Origin of the sequence: Desulfitobacterium chlororespirans DSM 11544 (assembly GCF_900143285.1) — a bacterium.
Lineage (GTDB): Bacteria > Bacillota > Desulfitobacteriia > Desulfitobacteriales > Desulfitobacteriaceae > Desulfitobacterium > Desulfitobacterium chlororespirans.
Genome location: NZ_FRDN01000018.1, coordinates 72609 through 92897, shown reverse-complemented (window position 1 = coordinate 92897; position 20289 = coordinate 72609). Strand labels below are relative to the sequence as shown.

At 49.2% G+C, this 20289-nt stretch carries 18 protein-coding genes; 3 read left to right on the top strand and 15 right to left on the bottom strand.

The features are described 5' to 3' along the window. From BUA14_RS24090 to BUA14_RS24065, 7 genes are all read right to left on the bottom strand, one after another. A partial coding sequence (locus BUA14_RS24090) for a TrmH family RNA methyltransferase (protein WP_427846702.1) occupies positions 1-477 on the bottom strand: 477 nt, incomplete at its 3' end. A 605-nt stretch (positions 478-1082) separates the two neighbouring features. Next, positions 1083-1211 (bottom strand): hypothetical protein, encoded by a 129-nt coding sequence (locus BUA14_RS28815; RefSeq protein WP_282433394.1) that lies wholly within the window; start codon positions 1209-1211, stop codon positions 1083-1085. A gap of 366 nt (positions 1212-1577) precedes the next feature. Beyond that, complete coding sequence (locus BUA14_RS28625; RefSeq protein ID WP_242954753.1) at positions 1578-1853, bottom strand: hypothetical protein; 276 nt, start codon at positions 1851-1853, stop codon at positions 1578-1580. Next, positions 1810-2304 (bottom strand): hypothetical protein, encoded by a 495-nt coding sequence (locus tag BUA14_RS24080; RefSeq protein WP_242954752.1) that lies wholly within the window; start codon positions 2302-2304, stop codon positions 1810-1812. The genes BUA14_RS28625 and BUA14_RS24080 overlap by 44 nt, the downstream gene beginning before the upstream one ends. Positions 2305-2651: 347 nt before the next feature. After that, entirely contained in the window at positions 2652-4169 is a 1518-nt protein-coding gene (locus BUA14_RS24075) for a glutamate synthase subunit beta (protein ID WP_072774904.1), read from the bottom strand. 12 nt (positions 4170-4181) lie between these two features. After that, positions 4182-8801: a glutamate synthase large subunit gene (gene gltB / locus BUA14_RS24070; protein ID WP_072774903.1), complete on the bottom strand. Its 4620-nt coding sequence runs from the start codon at positions 8799-8801 to the stop codon at positions 4182-4184. Positions 8802-9024: 223 nt separating this feature from the next. Continuing rightward, complete coding sequence (locus BUA14_RS24065) at positions 9025-9579, bottom strand: helix-turn-helix domain-containing protein (RefSeq protein WP_072774902.1); 555 nt, start codon at positions 9577-9579, stop codon at positions 9025-9027. A 169-nt stretch (positions 9580-9748) separates the two neighbouring features. On the opposite strand from BUA14_RS24065, the gene BUA14_RS24060 reads away from it, so the two are divergent. Both BUA14_RS24060 and BUA14_RS24055 read left to right on the top strand, forming a co-directional pair. Then, entirely contained in the window at positions 9749-10456 is a 708-nt protein-coding gene (locus BUA14_RS24060; RefSeq protein WP_072774901.1) for an AzlC family ABC transporter permease, read from the top strand. Further along, complete coding sequence (locus BUA14_RS24055; protein WP_072774900.1) at positions 10453-10755, top strand: AzlD domain-containing protein; 303 nt, start codon at positions 10453-10455, stop codon at positions 10753-10755. The genes BUA14_RS24060 and BUA14_RS24055 overlap by 4 nt, the downstream gene beginning before the upstream one ends. Before the next feature lie 26 nt (positions 10756-10781). Here the strand turns inward: BUA14_RS24055 and BUA14_RS24050 are convergent, their stop codons facing one another. The 3 genes from BUA14_RS24050 to BUA14_RS24040 form a co-directional block, all read right to left on the bottom strand. After that, entirely contained in the window at positions 10782-11915 is a 1134-nt protein-coding gene (locus tag BUA14_RS24050; RefSeq protein WP_072774899.1) for a mechanosensitive ion channel family protein, read from the bottom strand. A 151-nt stretch (positions 11916-12066) separates the two neighbouring features. Further along, entirely contained in the window at positions 12067-13689 is a 1623-nt protein-coding gene (locus tag BUA14_RS24045; protein WP_072774898.1) for a sensor histidine kinase, read from the bottom strand. Beyond that, on the bottom strand, positions 13682-14395 hold the full coding sequence (locus BUA14_RS24040; protein WP_072774897.1) for a response regulator transcription factor: 714 nt from the start codon (positions 14393-14395) through the stop codon (positions 13682-13684). The genes BUA14_RS24045 and BUA14_RS24040 overlap by 8 nt, the downstream gene beginning before the upstream one ends. 370 nt (positions 14396-14765) lie before the next feature. On the opposite strand from BUA14_RS24040, the gene BUA14_RS24035 reads away from it, so the two are divergent. Further along, positions 14766-15485 (top strand): poly-gamma-glutamate hydrolase family protein, encoded by a 720-nt coding sequence (locus BUA14_RS24035; RefSeq protein ID WP_072774896.1) that lies wholly within the window; start codon positions 14766-14768, stop codon positions 15483-15485. A 152-nt stretch (positions 15486-15637) separates the two neighbouring features. Here BUA14_RS24035 and BUA14_RS24030 read toward each other — a convergent pair whose 3' ends face one another. The 5 genes from BUA14_RS24030 to xsc form a co-directional block, all read right to left on the bottom strand. Further along, positions 15638-16474, bottom strand: coding sequence for a poly-gamma-glutamate hydrolase family protein (locus BUA14_RS24030; RefSeq protein ID WP_072774895.1), 837 nt, complete (start codon positions 16472-16474; stop codon positions 15638-15640). A gap of 17 nt (positions 16475-16491) precedes the next feature. After that, positions 16492-16626 (bottom strand): hypothetical protein, encoded by a 135-nt coding sequence (locus BUA14_RS28810; protein WP_282432838.1) that lies wholly within the window; start codon positions 16624-16626, stop codon positions 16492-16494. 15 nt (positions 16627-16641) lie between these two features. Beyond that, on the bottom strand, positions 16642-17097 hold the full coding sequence (pgsC, locus tag BUA14_RS24025; RefSeq protein ID WP_084078822.1) for a poly-gamma-glutamate biosynthesis protein PgsC: 456 nt from the start codon (positions 17095-17097) through the stop codon (positions 16642-16644). After that, a complete protein-coding gene (gene pgsB / locus BUA14_RS24020) occupies positions 17078-18295 on the bottom strand; it encodes a poly-gamma-glutamate synthase PgsB (protein WP_072774894.1) in 1218 nt (405 codons plus the stop codon). Before pgsB ends, pgsC begins: the two co-directional genes overlap by 20 nt. Positions 18296-18529: 234 nt before the next feature. After that, the gene (gene xsc, locus BUA14_RS24015; RefSeq protein WP_072774893.1) at positions 18530-20269 is read right to left on the bottom strand and encodes a sulfoacetaldehyde acetyltransferase; all 1740 of its coding nucleotides are present in this window, start codon (positions 20267-20269) and stop codon (positions 18530-18532) included. Between the last annotated feature and the right edge of the window lie 20 nt (positions 20270-20289).

Here is a 20289-nt window from a genome sequence, read left to right as displayed (position 1 = left end):
TGGGTCACAGCATGAAGGGGTAAGCAGCACGGCATCGATGCCTAGAGCCGCAGCCGAGCGAAAAATGGCTCCCATGTTGGTGGAATCCGCAATCCCCTCAAGCACAGCCACCCGACTTGCACTGGCACACACCTCCTCAACGCTGGGTAAATGAGGGCGCCGCATGGCACACAGCACACCGCGGGTCAGCTGAAAGCCAGTCAGCCCTGCCAGCAGGCTTCTATCGGCAGTATAGACGGGGATATCTCCGCAGCGGATGATTATACCGTGCGCCTGCCCTGCAATGTATTTGCGCTCCATCAAAAGTGAAATAGGCTCGCATCCAGCGTCGAGGGCAAGTCCAATTACTTTGGTACTCTCCGCAATAAAGATGCCCATCTCCGGCTCCAACCGGTTGCGCAGCTGCGTTTCCGTCAGGCGAGCAAAGACATCCAAATTAGGCAATGAAAAATCGCTTATCTCAATGGTATTTGACATCTTATCTCCTTATGTTCGGGGTTAGTGAAAACATATAAACCTTGATTTTTTTGCAATATAAAATCCTTTTTTACCGTAAGTAAGAATTACACCACCATCAATATACTATATAACTACACTATATTGCATATAAGACACATCTTTCCACCACTACGAAACAATAATCTACAAGTACGAAATTAAGTTCTCGTCTATATCCCGCCATGGACGGCGGGCGGTCTTGAAGGAAATGTCATATAACGTTCTGGGCATTCCCGACGCGTCCTAACCACATACATCGTCCTCTAAGTGTCGGGAACCTGCTGTTATAAGAAGTGGCGCGCTCCAGAGCCCTACTTAATCCTTTAGAAATCCGAATGAATGAATCTAAGAAATTCTTTACCAAAATCGATGATATATAGTATGGTTAATCCCTCTTTTCCCAAGTCGTTGTATGTGTTTCCTATATTTTTTGAATCTATCAACAGAGATTTTGATATTAGGTCACATATATAAAATTCATACTTACCTTCTATTTCAATCGTTGTCAACTCCTGCTCATATTGACGAATTCTTTGCTTTATTCTTTTTCATAAATGGACTCAATAAACTATTAGTAAAATCATTTAACTTTTCTGTGCAATTCTACCTCTAATCTCAAAAAGAACCTCATTTAGTGCCTCACCGACATGAGGAATAGCCGCTATACCGGATTTTAACACACCGATTAATAGCTCTCTTTTATTGTTGTCCATAAAGTAATAACTCCTTTACAGCTAGTAAAAACCTACCCGAAATAAGAGCCACATATGCATCATTTCTTATAACGGATGTGAATTCCCGACGTTCTCCCGCCTTAGATAGCTCTTATCTTAGGCGGGAGGATGTGGTGCCTAAACCTGTGCCCTAACTTCCCTCATCTAGCACCCTTGCGGGAATTCTGGGTTATCTGACGCTATGCCCCCATATGTAACTTAAAATAATCAACTTTCTTCATTACCTATTATCGATAGCCATCCGGTCGGTGATTTAGCTTAGAAAGATTTACGATTTTCTTCCCATTGTTCTACTTAGTGAAATTGAAAAGTATACTCCCCGGAAAAGACGTCGTTGCCTCCGGATTATTTTACTATTCTAACGAACTTTTCTTGCTCAGTGTCATATTCATATATTTCAACAGTTTGCTCGACCTTATCTGGCTTATCTATTTTGTTATATAATTCTTCGGTTATAGAATAAACCAACGTTTGATTATCCATTGTCAGATTTATACTTCCTATTGTTCTGTAATCGGGGACTTGTCCCCCAAACATAAACTTCTCAGCTACTCCAGACCAGATTTCTGAATAGCCTTTATTTGTATATCCAATGACATGAAATGAGTTTTCCTTGAACACCAGTTCCTCCATGACCTGAAATAAATGCTAGTAACTGTTTTCCTCCACCGCCTCCACCATATACTTGCATACTATAGACTGGTTCACTTTTCGAGTAAACTTCTACGTATTTACCTTCCCTAAACTCATAAAGTATAAAATATCCATTCATTCTATCAATTGATAAAAATGCAGCGACTTGACTTTTACCAGATTCTTTCAAGTTAACCAGTATGAAAGTAATATCCTCTTGCTTTATGGATATTGTTGCGCTATTAAATTTCTGCTGAAGTGATTGATATAGCCAATCTGGTACTATATCATCCGAGAATTGTTTAGCACCAGAATTCATTGAAGAATTTAGTATTTGTACATCTTTGTTGTTTTCTTCTGTACGTTTCGTTGTATCATTTCCACAACCTATTAACAGAAGGATTACTATTATGATGGCTAACAATACAGTCTTTCTCATTATATTCAACCTCTCAAAATCGGCAATGACCAAGAATCGTTGTCAGTTGCCATGGATGGCAGCCCTTTAATCATTGAACCAACCTATTATAACTTTATTCTCCACAAACTACCTATTTCCTCTTAATTTTCCTAAATCTTACACAGCACCTGCAAAAACTACACCAACATATACATATCTACTTTCTTCCATACACCAAAGGTGCATTTCACTTCACACAAATACACCAAGAACAAAATAATCCAAAATAACAAAGGGACGATTCATCGACAGCACCCTGTCCAATGAATCGTCCCTTTAATTTACTCCACATTTCCTACCTATTTCACACACCTCTTACCTACCCATTACCTAATCCCGCTCCTCCCCATCAGATACTTATCCACCTCACGTGCCACCAGCTTTCCTTCTTGAAGAGCTGAAACCACAAGACTCTGCCCTCTTCGGGCATCTCCCGCTGCAAAGACTTTCTCCACATTGGTTTCAAACTCTTCATACACCGCTTTAAGGTTGCTGCGCTCATCCCGCTCAAGATTCAGCTCATTGGGTATAGCATCTTCCGGGCCAAGGAAACCCATGGCCAAAAGGACCAAGTCTGCTTCCCATACTTTTTCGCTGCCGGGCACTTCCTGGGGAACCATTCTTCCGGAGGAGTCTTTATTCCAGTGGACTTCTACGGTATGAACCTCCTTAACCTCACCCTGCTCGTTGCCCACGATCTTTTTTGTATTGATGAGGTAATGACGGGGATCTTTTCCGTAGAGACTGATGGCTTCTTCCTGACCGTAGTCAACTTTAAGCTTTTTGGGCCACTCCGGCCAAGGATTGGTGGCCTCGATTCGCTTGACAGGGGGCTCGGGCATAATCTCGAATTGGTGGACGCTTTTGCAGCCATGACGGATGGAGGTCGCGACACAGTCCGTTCCCGTGTCTCCACCGCCGATGATGATAACGTTTTTTCCTTGGGCACTGATCCAGCCGCCCTCCTGGCCATCTTTCTCAGCCATGGTTTCCAAGCCTTCAAAATTGGAGTCCAGCAGGCTTTTGGTGTTGGCCTTCAGGAAATCCACCGCATAGTGGACCCCTTTCAGATCACGGCCTTCCACGTTGAGCCCCCTGGCCTTGGTGGCACCGATGCAAAGAACCACCGCATCATATTGATTCACCAGATCCTGAGCTGGAACATCCCTGCCCACCTCGGTATTAAGGACAAAGTGGATACCGGATTCCTTCATTAAGTTTATGCGCCGCTCTACCACGTTTTTCTCCAGCTTCATGTTGGGAATGCCGTACATGAGAAGCCCGCCGGGACGGTCGGCCCGCTCATACACCGTGACCTCATGGCCCACGGCATTGAGATAATTCGCTGTTGATAGTCCTGCGGGGCCGGAACCGACCACCGCCACCTTTTTACCGGTGGCTTTACCCTTTTTGGGCTTTACCCATCCTTCGGCAAAGGCCTTCTCGATGATTTCATACTCTATACAGTTGATGGTTACCGGCTCCATAATATAGCCTTCGGTGCAGGCTCCTTCACAGGGTGCAGGGCAAACCCGGGAGGTGAATTCCGAGAAAGGACTGGTACGGCTTAAGCGCCGATAGGCTTCTTCCCATTGCCCTTTGTAAATCAGTTCATTCCAGTCCGGAATCAAATTATGCAAAGGGCAGCCCGAAACCATGCCATTGAGCATGACCCCCCCATTGCAGAAGGGAACACCACAATTCATACAGCGGGCTCCCTGGGTCTTAATCACCTCAGGGTCTCTGGGCAGCTTAATCTCCCGCCAGTCCTGAATACGCTCCTCAGGAGCGCGCTTCTTGGGCTCAATTCTTTGATACTCTAAAAAACCTGTTGCTTTTCCCATGTTTGTCCCCCCTTACTTAGCCGCTTCCGACGTTTTAAAATGCTCGGCAAAGGCTGCCATCAACGCTTCATCTCCTGAATATCCGTCTTGGCAAGCCTTATCGATATTGGCCAGCATCCGCTTATAGTCCTTGGGAATCACTTTGGTAAACCGGGTTGCATAGCTTTCCCAATCCGCGAGAACTTTTCCTCCCTGGGGACTATGGGTATACTCCACATGCTTGCGGATCATTTCCTTGACTTCATCAAGTTCGGCTTCAGATTGGATGTTTTCCAAAAGCACCATGGATTTATTGCAATAGTTCTCATCAAAATCCAGGATATAAGCTACCCCGCCGGACATTCCCGCTGCAAAGTTCCGTCCCGTCTTGCCCAGGATGACCACTTTGCCGCCGGTCATATATTCACAGCCATGATCCCCTACACCTTCTACCACGGCATGAACACCGCTGTTTCTGACGCAGAAGCGTTCCCCGGCAATCCCATTAATATAGGCTTCCCCTGAGGTTGCTCCATAGAAGGCTACATTGCCGATCAGAATATTCTCTTCAGGAACAAAATCCGCAGTCCCGGGTGGGTACACGGCGATTTTGCCGCCGGAAAGTCCTTTGCCCAGGTAATCGTTGGCGTCCCCTTCCAGCTCCAGAGTCAACCCCTTAGGGACAAAGGCCCCGAAGCTTTGACCGGCTGAGCCCACAAAGGTCAATTTAATGGTATCTTCAGGCAGTCCTTGTTCTCCATAGCGTTTGGAGATTTCGCTGCCGATGATGGTCCCCACCACCCGATCCACATTGTTGATTTTCAATTTGGCACGGATCGGCTTTTGGTTTTCCAAAGCAGGCTGACAAACCCGCAGAAGTTTTTTCATATCCAGGGATTTTTCCAGCAAATGTTTTTGGGTTTGAGTGTTATAGCGGCTTACATCAGAGCCGGCATAAGGCTGGTAGAGAATCTGGGAGAGATCCAACTGGGAGGCTTTCCAGTTCTTAATCGTCTCTTTGCTTTTCAGGCGGTCGGTACGGCCCACCATCTCATTGATGGTTCGGAAGCCCAGTTTGGCCATGATTTCCCGCATTTCCTGAGCGATAAAGCGCATGAAGTTCTCGACATGCTCAGGCTTGCCTGTGAAGTTCTTTCTTAATTCCTCATCCTGAGTAGCGATGCCCACCGGGCAGGTATTCAGGTTGCAGACCCGCATCATGACACAGCCCAAAGCGATCAGCGGGGTGGTGGCAAAGCCGAATTCTTCAGCGCCCAGCATGGCGGCGATGACCACATCACGCCCTGACAAAAGCTTGCCGTCTGTTTCCACCACCACCCGGTCTCTCAGTTTATTGAGGACCAGAGTCTGATGTGTTTCAGCCAGGCCCAGCTCCCAGGGCAGCCCGGCATTGCGGATACTAGTGCGGGGGGAGGCCCCTGTCCCTCCGTCATAACCGCTGATCAGAATCACATCGGCCTTTCCTTTGGCTACTCCGGCGGCAATGGTGCCGACTCCCACTTCCGAAACCAATTTGACGTTGATGCGGGCATCCCGGTTGGCATTCTTCAGGTCGTGGATCAGCTCCGCCAAATCTTCGATGGAGTAAATATCATGATGGGGAGGGGGAGAAATCAGGTCCACACCCGGTGTGGAGTGACGGGTCTTGGCCACCCAGGGATAAACCTTGCGTCCCGGCAGCTGTCCACCTTCACCGGGCTTGGCTCCCTGAGCCATCTTGATCTGAATCTCCCGGGCATTGACCAGATAATTGCTGGTGACACCGAAGCGTCCGGAAGCCACTTGCTTGATGGCGCTGTTCTTGGTGTCGCCATTGGCAAGAACCTTAAAGCGCTCATAGTCCTCCCCGCCTTCACCAGTATTGCTCTTGCCCCCCAGCCGGTTCATGGCTATAGCCAAAGCTTCGTGAGCTTCCTTGCTGATGGAGCCATAGGACATAGCCCCAGTTTTAAAGCGTTTGACGATGGAATCCACGGATTCCACTTCTTCGATGGGAATGGTGTCCCCGGCATTATATTTGAAGTCCAAAAGATGTCTCAAGGTATAGACTTCTTCTTCATTGATCTTTTTGGTGTACTCTTTAAAGAGAGCATAATTGCCTTCCCGGCAGGCCTTTTGAATCAAATAGATGGTTTCCGGATTATAAAGATGCTTTTCCCCATCTTCTTTACATTGGAAGTAACCGCCTACCTCCAGACTGTCTGCATAGAGAGAGTTTTCATCGTAGGCGCTTTCATGGCGCATTTGGTTCTCCAGGGCAATCTCTTCCAGACCGATCCCTTCCAGACGGGAAGGAGTCATGGTGAAATACTTGTCGATCAGATCCTTCCGCAGCCCCACCGCTTCAAAAATCTGGGCGCCATGGTAGCTGTGCATGGTGGAGATCCCCATTTTGGTGAGAACTTTAAGCATTCCTTTCACCGAAGCTTTAATGAAGTTTTTGATCCCTGCCTGGGCGGTCAGTCCGTCAAGGAGGCCCTTAGCCGCCAGATCTTCGATGGTCTCATAGGCCAGATAAGGATTGATGGCCGTCACGCCATAACCCACCAAAGTACAAAAGTGATGAACTTCCCGGGGTTCCGCAGATTCCAGCACAATACCCAGGTTCGTACGGATTTCTTTGCGAATCAGATGGTGGTGAAGGCCTGAAGAAGCCAGGAGGGCCGGAATGGCTGCCTGTTCCTTATCCACTCCCCGGTCGGAGAGAATGATAATATTGGCCCCCTCTGCAATTGCCTTATCCGCTTCTCTGCAGAGCCGCTCCAAGGCCCGCTCCATAGCCTTCGGGCCCCCCGCCACGGGATAAAGCATGGATAAGGTCACGGTTTTAAACTGCCCATGCTGCAAATGCTTAATCCTGTTAAGCTGTTCATTGGTCAGAATGGGATGCTCCAGGAAAAGGGATGCCGTATTCTCCTGATCGGGGTCCAGCAGGTTCCCGGAATTACCCAGAAGCATCGTGCAGGACGTGACGATTTCTTCCCGGATGCCATCGATAGGAGGATTGGTTACCTGAGCAAAAAGCTGTTTGAAATATAAATAGAGCATCTGAGGTTTTTCCGACAAGACCGCTAACGGAGAATCCATGCCCATGGCCCCCACAGGATCTACTCCTTCTACCGCCATCGGCTGGATGGTTTTTGTAATGTCTTCAAAGGTATAGCCAAAGGCTTTTTGCTGCTGAATCAGCTGCCCCTGATCTTTGCTTTCTTCCGATTCCTCAACTATCCCAACTGACCCAGCTCCCTGATCCATCCGGGCTGCCTCAGGTAAACTGCTGAGCTTCACGATATGCTTCTCAATCCACTCACCATAGGGGTTTTTCCGGGCTACGCCCGCTTTGATCTCCTCGTCGGCAATGATCCTCTGGGCCTCCGTATCAATAAGCAGCATTTTTCCAGGCTCCAGACGGCCTTTGTATTGAACATTCTCCGGCTTGATATCGATAACTCCCACCTCGGATGCCAGAATGACCTTATCATCCTTGGTGACATAATAGCGGGATGGGCGCAGCCCATTGCGGTCCAGTACCCCGCCGATCACCACCCCATCCGTAAAGCCCATAGCGGCGGGGCCGTCCCAGGGTTCCATCAAAAAACTGTTGTAAGCATAGAAATCCCTTTTCGCCTTAGGCATGAAGTCGTTGTTTTCCCAAGGCTCCGGAATCATCATCATCACCGCATGGGGAAGAGATCTTCCGGTCAGGTGCAGGAACTCCAGGCTGTTGTCAAACATGGCCGAATCACTGCCGAACTCATCCACAATGGGATAGACTTTGGCTATATCCTCAAATAAGGAAGAATCGATACATTTCTGACGGGCTCTCATCCAGTTCACATTCCCCCGGATGGTATTGATCTCCCCATTATGAACAATATAGCGGTTCGGGTGAGCTCTTTCCCAGCTGGGGAAAGTGTTGGTGCTGAAGCGGGAGTGGACCATAGCCAGAGCCGAGACGAAATCCAGGTCGGATAGATCCAGATAAAAATGACGCAGCTGCTCCGCCGTCAGCATCCCTTTATAAACGATGGTCTTGGCGGACAGGCTGGCCACATAGAAGGTACCGCCCTTATCCTCACACATAGGCAAAATGATTTTCTCGGCACGCTTGCGGATGGTATAGAGCTTTCTTTCGAAATCCATCACGTCAAGAATCTCAGGGTTTTTCTCTATAAACACTTGAATAAAGCGGGGCATCACTGTTTTAGCGCTTTCTCCAATCGTGCTTTTATCGATAGGGACCTCTCTCCAGCCCAGGATCCTTTGACCTTCTTCGATGACGATCCTTTCAAAGGTCTCCATTTGGGTCTGCCTGAAGTCAGCATAGCGATGAGCAAAGATCATCCCTACCCCGTAATTCCCCTTTTCCGGCAGCGCAAATCCCAGCACTTCACATTCCCGCTGAAAAAAATTATGGGGGATCTGGACCAGAATTCCGGCGCCGTCGCCTGTGTTCTCATCAGCGCCACTGGCTCCTCTGTGATTTAAATTCTCCAATACGGTTAAAGCTTCATCGATTATCTCATGGGACTTTTCACCTTTGATGCTGACCACGAATCCCATTCCGCAGGCATCGTGTTCTAACGCCGGGTCGTAAAGCCCCTGTTTTTGAGGCAGACCGTAATTTTGCATAATTCTCCCCCTCTTTGTTCAATACTGCTCTCTATAATAAGTGAATATTTCCGCTGCCTAAAAATAAAACAAAAAAGGCGCTTCAAAAAGACTTGCACCTGTTGGGTACATGTCTCTTTGAGCGCCTTTGCTCCATTTTTGATTAAGCATAACTTAACATAATAAGGCTTAGCATTTCAACCGTTTTCGCGAATGTATACAATATTTAAAGCTTAAGCCCTTATTACATCGGATAATAAATAACCATGCTTGCCCGTGTTAAGTGTTCCGTTCTATTGGAATAAGCATGAGCTCTGTCCGCCATGAATTTAATGGAGTCCCCTGCTTTTACACTGTATTCTTCATCATCCACCTGAATGGTCAGCACACCCTCATAGACCGTAATAAATTCCTGAGTTTTTTCTCCATGAGAATTCGAAGCAAAGGAACCGTCCTTTTCAAGCTCTATCGTATAGACTTCCACTTTTCGCCCATCTTCAGAGGGAAAGATTGAATAGACCTTATATCTCCCATCGTCCTCAACTTGAGGTTCGATCTCCTCTCTCAGAACAAGGAAGGTCTCCGGCTGGGGAATGTTGATGATTGATGTATAAGGTATTTTTAACCCTGAGGCAATTTTCCAGATGGTTTTAATGGTCGGGCTGGATTCACCCGCCTCAATCTGTCTTAACATCCCTTTACTGACACCCGTCAGATCCGCTACCTTGTCCAGACTTAATTTCATCTCTTCCCTGATTCGTTTTAAGTTATTGGCCACAATCTGGTTCAAGTCTTTCAACTAGGTCTTCCCCCTTGTATCTTATCCCCCGGCAGGCTATAATATATCCATCTGTATGTTATATTATACTTATTTGTTCAATATAACGCACAATATATACGATCTATGCTTTATCATTATACCATTGCCCTTAATAATAGATAGACTGCACAGAACCGGAGGAGAAAACATGAACAGAGAAAATCAGCTTGCAGACAGTATCAAAGAAGGACTTATCGCAGCTCTTCCCCTTATCTTCGGCTTTTTCCCCGTGGCTATGGCCTTCGGACTCCTTGCCAGAAATGTTGGCATCTCTCTGCAGGACACCGGTTTATTTTCCGTAATGGTTTTTGCCGGAGCCAGCCAATTTATGGCCTTAGACATGATCAAAGACGGCATTTCGGCGGGAAGCATCATTCTTGCCACCTTTCTTCTGAACTTACGGCATTTCATTATGAGCGCTTCCTTGTCGGTCAGACTGCAGGGAATTAAAAAGCATTGGCTTTTTGTCATTGCCTTCGGCATTACCGACGAAGCCTTTTCCTTGATCTCTCTAAGGAACAGGACCTTAGACATCCCATTTTTACTTACCTTGCAGATCATTCCCTATTTTTCCTGGGTCGCCGGTACGATTGCCGGGTATCTTGTCGGCACCATGCTGCCGGAAACGGTTCAACTGAGTCTGGGCGTAGGTCTTTACGCTATGTTTATGGCCTTATTGGCACCTGAGATCAAGAAATCCTTTTCCGTTTTGTTTCTGGCGGTGATGTCCGGGATTTTTTACCTGGTTGGATCACACTTCAAGCTTCTGCCCCCATCCTGGTGCTTCATTGCCGCCGTGATCCTGGCGGCCGGAATCGGCGCTTTCCTTATTAAAGAGCAGGAGGTATCCCCATGAAAAGCTATCTCCTTTTAATTACCGGTATGATGGCGGTAACCTATTTGCCCAGGTTGCTGCCCCTGCTGATGATGACAGGAAGACCTCTGCCCCCTGTCTTGAAGCGCTTCCTGCAGTATATACCCTATACCGCTTTGAGTGCTTTGATTATACGGGGGATCATGCAATCCGCTCCAGATATGAGATTGGCAACAGTTGTCGGTATCCTTGCCGCCGGTATCTGTTCCTGGTTGAAAGGGAGCTTAGTTTTATCCGTACTCGTTTCCATCATGGCCGCCTTTGCAGTTCTACAAATATAGCCATCATAGAGTCATCACTGACAAATTTAAGCTTTAGCAGTCGTGACCGTGACAACATCCTCTTTCAGAGCCTCACTCTTTGCTCCTTCGATATAAACACTTCGCGAAGGCAGGGCTACGAATACACCCAGCTCCTCCAGCAAGGCCATAATCTTAAAGTTAATATCCTCCTGAACTTCGAGGAATTTCTTCCAGTTGGTGGTGTTGGTAAAGAAATAAACAAAGATATTAAGGGAATTCTCCCCAAACCGCTCAAAATAAACCAGGATGGTTTCGGGATGGACCTCCGGATGTTCTTCCAGAATGGTCCGCAAAGATTGAATACACTGTTGAAGCTGTTCAGCTGTGGTTTGGTAACTCACTTTGAGCTGAAAATTAATTCTCCGCTTCCCCATCCTCGACCAATTGGTAATAGGGTCATTGCTCATGACCGAATTGGGGATGGTCACTACCGCATCGGCAAATGTTCTTACCTTGGTGCTTCTAAACCCAATCTCTTCAATCGTTCCTTCTACACTGGGGGTCAGAACCCAGTCGCCAATGTTAAAAGGGCGATCCAGCATAATAGTCACACTGCCGAATAAGTTTTTTGCTGTATCCTGAGCAGCAAGAGCAAAGGCCAGGCCGCCCAGCCCCAAACCCGTCAAAACACCGGCAATCTCACTAAACCAGACCTGAGCTACGGTGATCGCTCCCAAGACAATGATCACTGCTTTAGCCCCATTGCTCAAAAAAGAAACCAGCATATCGTCAAATTTATCAATCGTGAGCAGGGCCCGTTGTTCAAACAAAGCCGTAAAAACATCCGCAGCCCGGTAAGCCGACCAAAATAGAGTATATAAAATTAAAGAGCGAATAACCCTCTGGACAAACACACTGATCTCCGGGGGCAGGATCAGCATCTGGGCCGCGATCTGTAAGCCAATAATGATGAAAGCCAGCTGTACCGGTTTATCCAGCGCTTCCACAATAGAATCATCGACAGTGCTTTTGGTCTTTTTAGCCAATTTTTGCATCAAGACGATGATCACTTTAGAAAATATCTTTTTCAGCAGAAGCGCCAAGAGCAGAATTAATATGGCTCCGCCAATTCTCCTTAGATTAGTGCCATAAATGATCGATTCCCATTGATTTTGCAGTTCCAGCAGCAGCAGATCCATACTTACCTCCACTTAGTTCTTCATAATATTCTTAGAAAGCAGCAGCAAACTATACTTAAGAAATTATACCATACTTTAAAGCCCTTCCTAAAAATATCAGACAGCAGCATAAGCCTTTTCCGGGTTAAACTAACAGCCTCTAATATTATAACTATTTGTCAATCGTTCCCTGTTTCCGGGCGTAACTATGATCGGTAAGGGCTGAAGCCTGAAAAGAGGGAAAGATAATGCTGAAAACCGTTCCCTTGCCCAACTGGCTGGTGACCTCGATCCGGCCGCCTTGCAGCTGAACCATTTTTTTGACAATCACCAGGCCCAGACCGCTCCCTTTTTCCTGCTGGCGGCTGTCCTGCCGGTTCTTCACCCGGTAAAACCTCTCCCAAATGTGCGGCAGGTCGTCGGGCGCTATGCCGGTGCCGTTGTCTTCAATAGTCAGGACTACCTCCCTGCCGTAGCGTTCCTCCACCCCAACCCGGATCGTACCGTTCTCGGTGGCGGCGATGGCGTTCTTCAATAAATTCCTGATAATTTGTTCCAGCCGGTCCACATCGCCGATGACCACGGTTTTTTCCACTTTTTTCTCCAGGTAAATCGTGTTCTGCTTGCCGGCAGCCACAGCCTCCATGGAAACGACAACCCCCTGGGCCAGGGCGACCAGGTCCACCGGCAGCTTCTCCACCGTGATATTGCCGCTTTCCAGGCGGCTTAAGACCAGGATGTCGTCGACCAGCCTGCCGATATGTACCGTTTGCGTGTAAATCGTGTCCAAATACCGCTCCCGCAGAGCCTCGTCCTGCACCACACCGTCCCGGATGGCCTCCACAAAGCCCTGAACAGCCGTGAGCGGCGTGCGCAGCTCATGGGAAATCTCGGCAAACAGGCGGGCTCTTTCTTCATCCATGCGCAGACTTTCGCTCTGGATCTTCTGCAGTCTTTCCGTCAGTTTATTGAGCTGCCCGGCCAGGACATTGATCTCATCCAGAGGCTGGTCGTCCGTGCTCAGAACATACCCCCCGCTGCTGATCTCCCCCACCGTGGCCGCCAACCGGGAAATCGGCCGGGAAATATACATGGCCAGGTTCACGGAAACGATCAGAACGATCACCAGGACGGTCATTCCCCCGATCACCAGATAAACATGGAGTTTGTTCAAGGCCAGGTTCACGTTGGAAGGCTTGGTTTCCAGTAAAATACCGTTTTCCGTGGCCTGGTTGTTGTTGCCCATCGGAACGACAACCAGAAAGGCGAGCTGTCCCGTTTCGGGGTCCGTTGTGCGGGTGATCGCCGTCCCGCCCTTGGTGAAACTCTCCACATGCCGGAACTCTACCTTGCTGCCGGGCACCACTTCCTGCTCCGCCGAAGTGTCCAGAATCGTTCCCTCCCGGTCAAAGATGGTGATCCTGGCGTCAAAGAGATCGGCCAGGTATTTCAGGAAACTCTGTTTCTCCTGGGCCTGATCATTGACCTCTCCTTCCGGCGCTTTGCCCCAGATATAGTTCGTTTGCTGGAGCAGGGCGAAATTGACCCGCTTGGCCTTGCGCAATAGCTCCTGTTCGACCTGGTCGTAAGTCACCTGTTTGACCATAAAGCCGGAAAACAGGATGAGAGCGATCAAACCGACGACAAAGACCGTAACATTGGTGAAAAGAATACGGGTATAAATATTTTTATTAAACTGTTCCCCCAACAGGCGCTTGACCCCGAGCCAGAACCCCCGGACGGCGCCGGCTGCCTGCTGAAGTTTCCGCTTGATCCATCGCAAATCATTACGCAAAACCGGTCTCTCCCCCCTTGACCGGAGGTGTGAACTTGTACCCTACACCCCAAACAGTCTGCAGGTATTCGTGAGGCAAAGACGCCAGCTTTGTCCGCAACCTGCGAATATGAACATCCACCGTACGCTGATCGCCGAAGTAGTCATATCCCCAGACAGCCCCCAGCAGTTCCTCCCTGGTAAAGACCCGCTGGGGATTCTGGGCCAGGTGATAAAGCAGATCGAATTCTCTGGGGGTCACTTCGCTTTCCGCGGCATCCACCAGCACTTTCCTGATATCGGCCCGGATTTCCAGCCCCGGATATTTCAACTGCCAATTCGTGGCCGGGTCCGCCGCCTGGCTGCGCCGCAGCACCGCTTTGATCCTGGCGACCAATTCCCGTGGGCTGAAAGGTTTGGCAACATAGTCGTCAGCACCCATTTCCAGGCCGAGAACACGGTCCGCTTCCTCCCCTTTGGCCGTCAGCATAATGATCGGAATCATGCGCACCGCCCTTAAGTTTCGGCACAAAGAAAGCCCGTCCTGACCGGGAAGCATGATATCCAGGATGACGACATCAGGATTCTCCCGGTCGAAGGCGGCCAGCACCAGGTCCCCGTCGTCGACAGCGACCACTTCGAAACCCTCTCTCTCACCATATAACTTGACCAGTTCCAAGACATTCTGGTCGTCGTCGACAATAAGAACTTTCCCCAAAAACAGCATCGTTTCCCTCCTCAGCGGTTTTTATCCTACTTTTACTCATAGTTCATCGATTTATGGCGGTCCACAAATTGCCATTTTTCTTCCGGACGGAAGCGGAAAATGCTGAGAAGCAGATACTTCTCAGCTCTTTTCTTTTCGTCCCCTTACCACGTATATTAATCATTGTTACAAGAATCACACATTTTTCCCTTCCCAGTCATTATAGGGCAGAAATTTTACCTATCCTTTACCCCAATGTGAAAGTATTTTGCCAATCTGTTAACAAATGTTACAGGACGAAAGACCGCCGCCCCGGGAAGTTGCCAAGTGCGGAAAACATCCTTTATAATACAAACATGGAATACAGATATGGATTTTGGCAAAGCGGGTGATGAAGATGATAAACACAGGCATTTTTTCCAGACCGAAACGAATTCTGACTTGCTCCTGCCTGCTGATTTTGCTGTTTGCGGAACCGACCGCGACAGCTTCCGGTGCTACATACCTTGAGGCCCGGGAGTTGCCTCCCCAGCAAGGGACCACCCTCGAAGATGGAGTGAATATAAACGTGAAAAACTTCGGCGATTACGAAATCAGAACGGGCGTGACGGATTCCAAGATTGCCGTCATCGCCATTCATGGGGGGAAAATCGAGCAAGGGACCAGCGAATTGGCTTACACCTTGTCCGCCCGCAATCATTACAACTATTACACTTATCTGGGCGTGAAAAACAAAGACAACGCTTCCCTGCATATTCCTTCCGCTCAGTTCGAAGAACCGGCCGCCCTGGCCATAGTAGCCCAATCGGAAACAACCTTATCCATCCACGGCTGTTCCGGTGCGGGTGAGTTTACCTATATCGGGGGCCTGGACACCCCATTGGCCGGCAAAGTCAAAGACGCCCTGACGGAGTACGGCTTTACCGTGCTGGATGCGCCGAAGCACCTGGCCGGCCTGTCCCCGGACAATATCGTCAATCGCAACCAAAACGGGGGCGGCGTTCAGCTGGAAATCTCAAAGGGCTTGCGGGCACAGTTTCTGGATGCAGACAGCGACCAACTGACCAGGTATGTTGCGGCGCTCAGCGAGGCCCTGGGCAACAGAACATAGAGGCTGCCCAGGTCAGTAATCTGCCGGGATTGGCAATCAAAACAGTACACTCAATCAAAACGGTACACTCTTAAATACGAAAGCTGCAAACCCTTTTTAGGCGGTTTGCAGCTTTTTGTTTATCCCTGTTGTTACTCTGGGGTATTTTCTTGTTATTCCTGGATATTTTCAATTAATTCTTTGGGGGTTTTGGCTCCCTTCTTCAAGATCTGGTTGACCTTTTTCTCAAAGTTGGGCTTGGCCGGATCAAACTTGTGGAGAAATCCATTATAATTGGCGTTGGTGATTTTCTCCAGCTGGGAAACGATCACCGGCCAGCTGCCGCTTAACGCGCCATCAATGGCGCCCGCATAGCCGGTTAAGGTAGCGGGATCCGCTGCCAGCTTATCCCGTAACCCTTTGGAAACGGCGATCTGAACTCCGCCCAGCTGGTAATTGTCCTTAAACAGTTGATTCTGATTAACGATATTGCTGTCCAGGATTCCGGCGATCCGTTCGGGGACGCTTAGGGTCTGCACCTGGTAGCCTTTAGTAGTCAGATGCAATTTGATCAATTCCGCCAGCAGCTTATTCTGGCCGCCGATATAGGTGATTTCATCATCCCCTGCCGCTCCGACCACGGAAACCGTGTAATCCGAATCCTGAACCAGGCTGACCGCTGTGGGTTCATCAAACTCAACGGCCCTCAGGAAAAGGCTGCCGTTATCCGCCGCTTTCAGACCCTCAAAGGAATAGGTATTATACTTGCCGTAGCCGTTCAGGGCTTCGACCAGCTCCGAAGTCCCTCTTTCAATCCCGCCCCCGTGCAGGGCCAAAACGGTGGTGTCGCTGCCGATATCATTGGATTTGATGGTGTAGTCCGCAGCCGCTTCCGCCGCAGACAGTTCGGCAAAACTGTGATACCCCGGTGTCAGGGCATAGGCGCTGGCGCCAATCCCAAATGTAAACACTAAAGCAACCGCTAAAATTTTGTTCAGTCCTTTTTTCATACTTTTTCTCCTTTCAACTAGAGGAACAAATAATTGACCCCTATAACCGCCAGCATGACTCCCATAACCACAAGGGCCTGGGTGCCGGTCCTGCGCTTGCTGATCTTCATCAGATACAGGCATTTTTCTTTGATGGTCAACGCCTTATTCATTGTTCTCCTCCTTTCTCAAATTTGGACATTCAACAGCACTGCGCACCCGTAAGTCAGCACACTCAGCAGGCCCGTGCTTAAAAATGTTGTGGCCAGGCCCTGACGCTGAATGGTATTGGCCAACAGACCGGGTACGATAATGCCGACTGCCGCCAGTCCGGAGATCATACTATAATCAAAAACAGGCACCAGGGCATGGATGATAAACTGCAAGACGATGGCCACCGTGATCATGGCCACAAATTTTCGCTTGCCGTATAAAATGGTGACTTTGCTTACACCGAAATAAACGATGGCATAAGTCAGAATGCTGATCAGAAACGTCAGGAAAATGGCCTGAGGCTGTCTGGCAAGCATGGCCAGATAGCCGGGCACCACCAGACCGGCAGGCAATACGCCCGTGATTTCCGTAAACAGCAGACTCAAGATCACACCCATGATGATCATCGCGTCAATATTGGTCAGCAGCAACGATCTGCCTCCTCTCCTCCTGTTGGATGAAACCATTGCCTGTGGGGTGTATGATCAGCTCGACCAGTTCTTCCCCGCCCCCGTGGATGTTGCCGACACCGAAAACCATCCTGCCTGCAAAATCATCCTTGATCATGTGATACACCTCATGGGGAGACAGCCCCTCGGCATTGATATATTTGCGCGGCTCTATTTTCCCGCTGTGGACCCCTTCGCTGATGGGGCCCACTGTCTCCCCCATAGCCACGAGAATCTCAATATCCATCTGCGGCAGGACCTCCCCGGCAAACTGCAGGGTCCGGTCCACCCGGTCGGGCCGGCAGTTGACAATGATCATGGGGTTTGCCGTGGCATAGCCCATCGCTGTGATATGGTCCCAGATCAAGCGGGTCGAATTGGGATCATTGGCCGCAAAGCCGTTGACAAAATAACTCCCCTCCTGCTCATCCAGGGGATGGATCATCAGGGCCCCTGGGTCCGGATTGGCATTCAGCATTCCCCTTAAGGCGGTGTCCTTGTCGATGTTCAGGGCTTTGGCCACCGCCAGCGCCAAGGCGATATTTTCCGGGAAAACGATATAGCTGAACTTTTCCAGGTAACCATCAGGAATTTCCTTTTCATCAGTAATCAGGACCCGGCTGTTCCGTTTGCCCGCCTCCCGCCGGAAATAATCGTTATAAGGGCTGTCCGCCACAACCAGGGTTCCGTTCCTGGGAATGGTGGCTGTAAACGACTCGGCGATAAAGTCCAGGGTAGGGCCGCATAAATCCATATGGTCTTCCCGCACATTGACAATCACCCCGACATTGGCTTTCACCAGCTTCTCCTGGAATGTGATCTGGTAATCGGGATTGACCGCCATGCACTCCGTGACAAAGGCGGAAGCGCCCAGCCCGGCCGCTTTGCGGACGACTGTTTTTTGTTCGATGATGTTGGGCCCCAGAGGGCCCCGTTTGATCGGTTCTTCTTCCTCCCGGTCCCAGTAAATAATTCTGGCACTGGTTCCGGTCGTTTTCCCGACAACCTTCTCCCCCGCCTCCTTCAGGATCCCGGTAATCAACCTGGTGGCCGTTGATTTGCCCCTGGTGCCGTTGATATTGACGCGAAGAGGGATACTGTTCAGGTTTCGATTATGTCTGATCTGCTCATACACACCCAGGCAAAAAACAAAAAACATCAGCGCCAGCGCAAACTGCAAATCGATCTGTCCTTTCGTCCAATAATTAACAAATGGAACCCTCTTTCGTCGTTCATTATACGTGACAAATATGACCCAATATTTACCGGAAACAGAATATTTGTTACAGATTTTTAAACAAATGTTACAAAATGCCTATAAACAAAACAAAAAAAGAGCTGTGCCTGCGCACAGCCCTTTATATGGCAATCCGGGTTTTCTTGTTTTCTCACAATAGACTATCGATGGGTTTTCTCACTGCCAGTTTCTTACGTCCAGGTGCTGATACTTAGGCAGTAAACGGGTGGGCATTTTCAAAGCGTCTTTTCTAAAGGGTGGTGCCAGCTGGGTTCCGTCGCAAACGATTTCCAGCACGGTGGGTTTCCGGGAAGCCAACGCTTTTTCCAGAGCCGGTCCCACTTCCTCCGGGCTGGTAACGCGAATACCTTCGGCACCCATAGCGATGGCTACCGGCACAAAGCTTTCCGGATTAAGAATATCGGCGCCGATAAACCGATTATTGTAGAAATCGATTTGATTCTTTTTCTCCGCGCACCAAGCCATGTTCCGGAAGACAATGGCCACTACAGGCAGATTGTGTTCCACAGCGGTACTCACTTCATGGAGGCTCATTCCCCAAGCTCCATCCCCGACGATGGCAACCACAGGGGCATCGGGAGCAGCCATTTGGGCTCCTAAAGCTGCCGGATAAGCAAATCCTGTATTGCCGAAGGTCAGAGCCGCAATATGCATCCCTTCACCTTTGAATCTCAGGTAGCTGTTAGCTGTCGAAGAAACATTGCCAATATCCGTAGATACGATAGCATGCTCAGGCAGCGCTTTTTGGATTTCCCAAAGCGCACGGCGGGGATTGATGGGCTCCCCATCCACCATCGCCAGGTCAACAATTTCTTTATCCCAGGCTTCTTGACGGCTCTTGATGACAGCCAGGTATTCTTCCTTAACTTGGGGGCTGGGGATTTTAGCCTCTAAGCCCTTAAGAATTGCTTTAGCTGCTTCTTTGGCATCGGCAATCAGTCCGACTTCAACCGGATGGGTTCTGGCGATATGGCGGGGGTTGATATCTACCTGAATGATCTTCGCACTGTCCGGGAAGTAATTGATGTCATATTGAGGGGTGGTGCCAAAGACAGAAAGCCGGGTTCCCAGGGCCAGCATCACATCCGCCTCCGCCACGGTATTCATGGCTGCTTTGGAGCCCATATAGCCGATAGGCCCTAACCACAGAGGATGATCAGATGGGAAGGCATCGTTATGAAGATAGGTACAAGCTACGGGAGCGGAAAGGATCTCAGCGATTTTCCCTACAATATCCTTGGCTTTTGTATCGACAATTCCACGCCCGGAGATGATCACCGGACGTTTGGCGGAAGCCAGCAGCTCAGCAGCCTTGGCGATGGCGTCTAAATCACCGCAGCCCCGTTGGGAAACCCGGTATTGATGGGGTTCAAGAATCTGCTCATCGATCTCGCCATAGAAATAATCCCGGGGAATATCATAAAGGACCGGTCCCCGTTCAGCATAGGCAATGCGGAAAGCTGTCCGCAAGCAATCGGCAGCCCGGGAGGGATGAGGAACGCGAATGGTTTCTTTGGTAATCGCTTTGAAAATTTGAACAGTATCTGCTTCCTGGAAGCCATCCCAGCCCACGGTAGGGGTTCCGGCTGAAGGACAGATCACCACCATCGGTGTGTGGGCCATATTGGCTGCTGCCACAGAGGTGACCATGTTGGTAATGCCCGGGCCATTTTGACCGATCAGCACCCCGGCCCGGCCGGTAACACGGGTATAAGCGTCTTCCATATGGCCGGCGGATTGTTCGTGGCGAACAGGGATAAATTGAATCCCGGCGGTGGGGAAGAGATCCAAAAGGTCCATAAACGCAGATCCCACAATACCTGTTACATGGTCCACCCCTTCGGCCAATAAGGTTTCACAGATAGCTTCACTAGGTGTCATTCGCATTTTTGCCATAGTTCTTTCCTCCGAATCTA

Coding starts and splice junctions, on each gene's coding strand:
- BUA14_RS28815 (WP_282433394.1), bottom strand. CDS start 1,211: ATGGACAACAATAAAAGAGAGCTATTAATCGGTGTGTTAAAATCCGGT.
- BUA14_RS24080 (WP_242954752.1), bottom strand. CDS start 2,304: ATGAGAAAGACTGTATTGTTAGCCATCATAATAGTAATCCTTCTGTTA.
- BUA14_RS24075 (WP_072774904.1), bottom strand. CDS start 4,169: ATGGGAAAAGCAACAGGTTTTTTAGAGTATCAAAGAATTGAGCCCAAG.
- gltB (WP_072774903.1), bottom strand. CDS start 8,801: ATGCAAAATTACGGTCTGCCTCAAAAACAGGGGCTTTACGACCCGGCG.
- BUA14_RS24060 (WP_072774901.1), top strand. CDS start 9,749: ATGAACAGAGAAAATCAGCTTGCAGACAGTATCAAAGAAGGACTTATC.
- BUA14_RS24055 (WP_072774900.1), top strand. CDS start 10,453: ATGAAAAGCTATCTCCTTTTAATTACCGGTATGATGGCGGTAACCTAT.
- BUA14_RS24050 (WP_072774899.1), bottom strand. CDS start 11,915: ATGGATCTGCTGCTGCTGGAACTGCAAAATCAATGGGAATCGATCATT.
- BUA14_RS24040 (WP_072774897.1), bottom strand. CDS start 14,395: ATGCTGTTTTTGGGGAAAGTTCTTATTGTCGACGACGACCAGAATGTC.
- BUA14_RS24035 (WP_072774896.1), top strand. CDS start 14,766: ATGAAGATGATAAACACAGGCATTTTTTCCAGACCGAAACGAATTCTG.
- BUA14_RS24030 (WP_072774895.1), bottom strand. CDS start 16,474: ATGAAAAAAGGACTGAACAAAATTTTAGCGGTTGCTTTAGTGTTTACA.
- BUA14_RS28810 (WP_282432838.1), bottom strand. CDS start 16,626: ATGAATAAGGCGTTGACCATCAAAGAAAAATGCCTGTATCTGATGAAG.
- xsc (WP_072774893.1), bottom strand. CDS start 20,269: ATGGCAAAAATGCGAATGACACCTAGTGAAGCTATCTGTGAAACCTTA.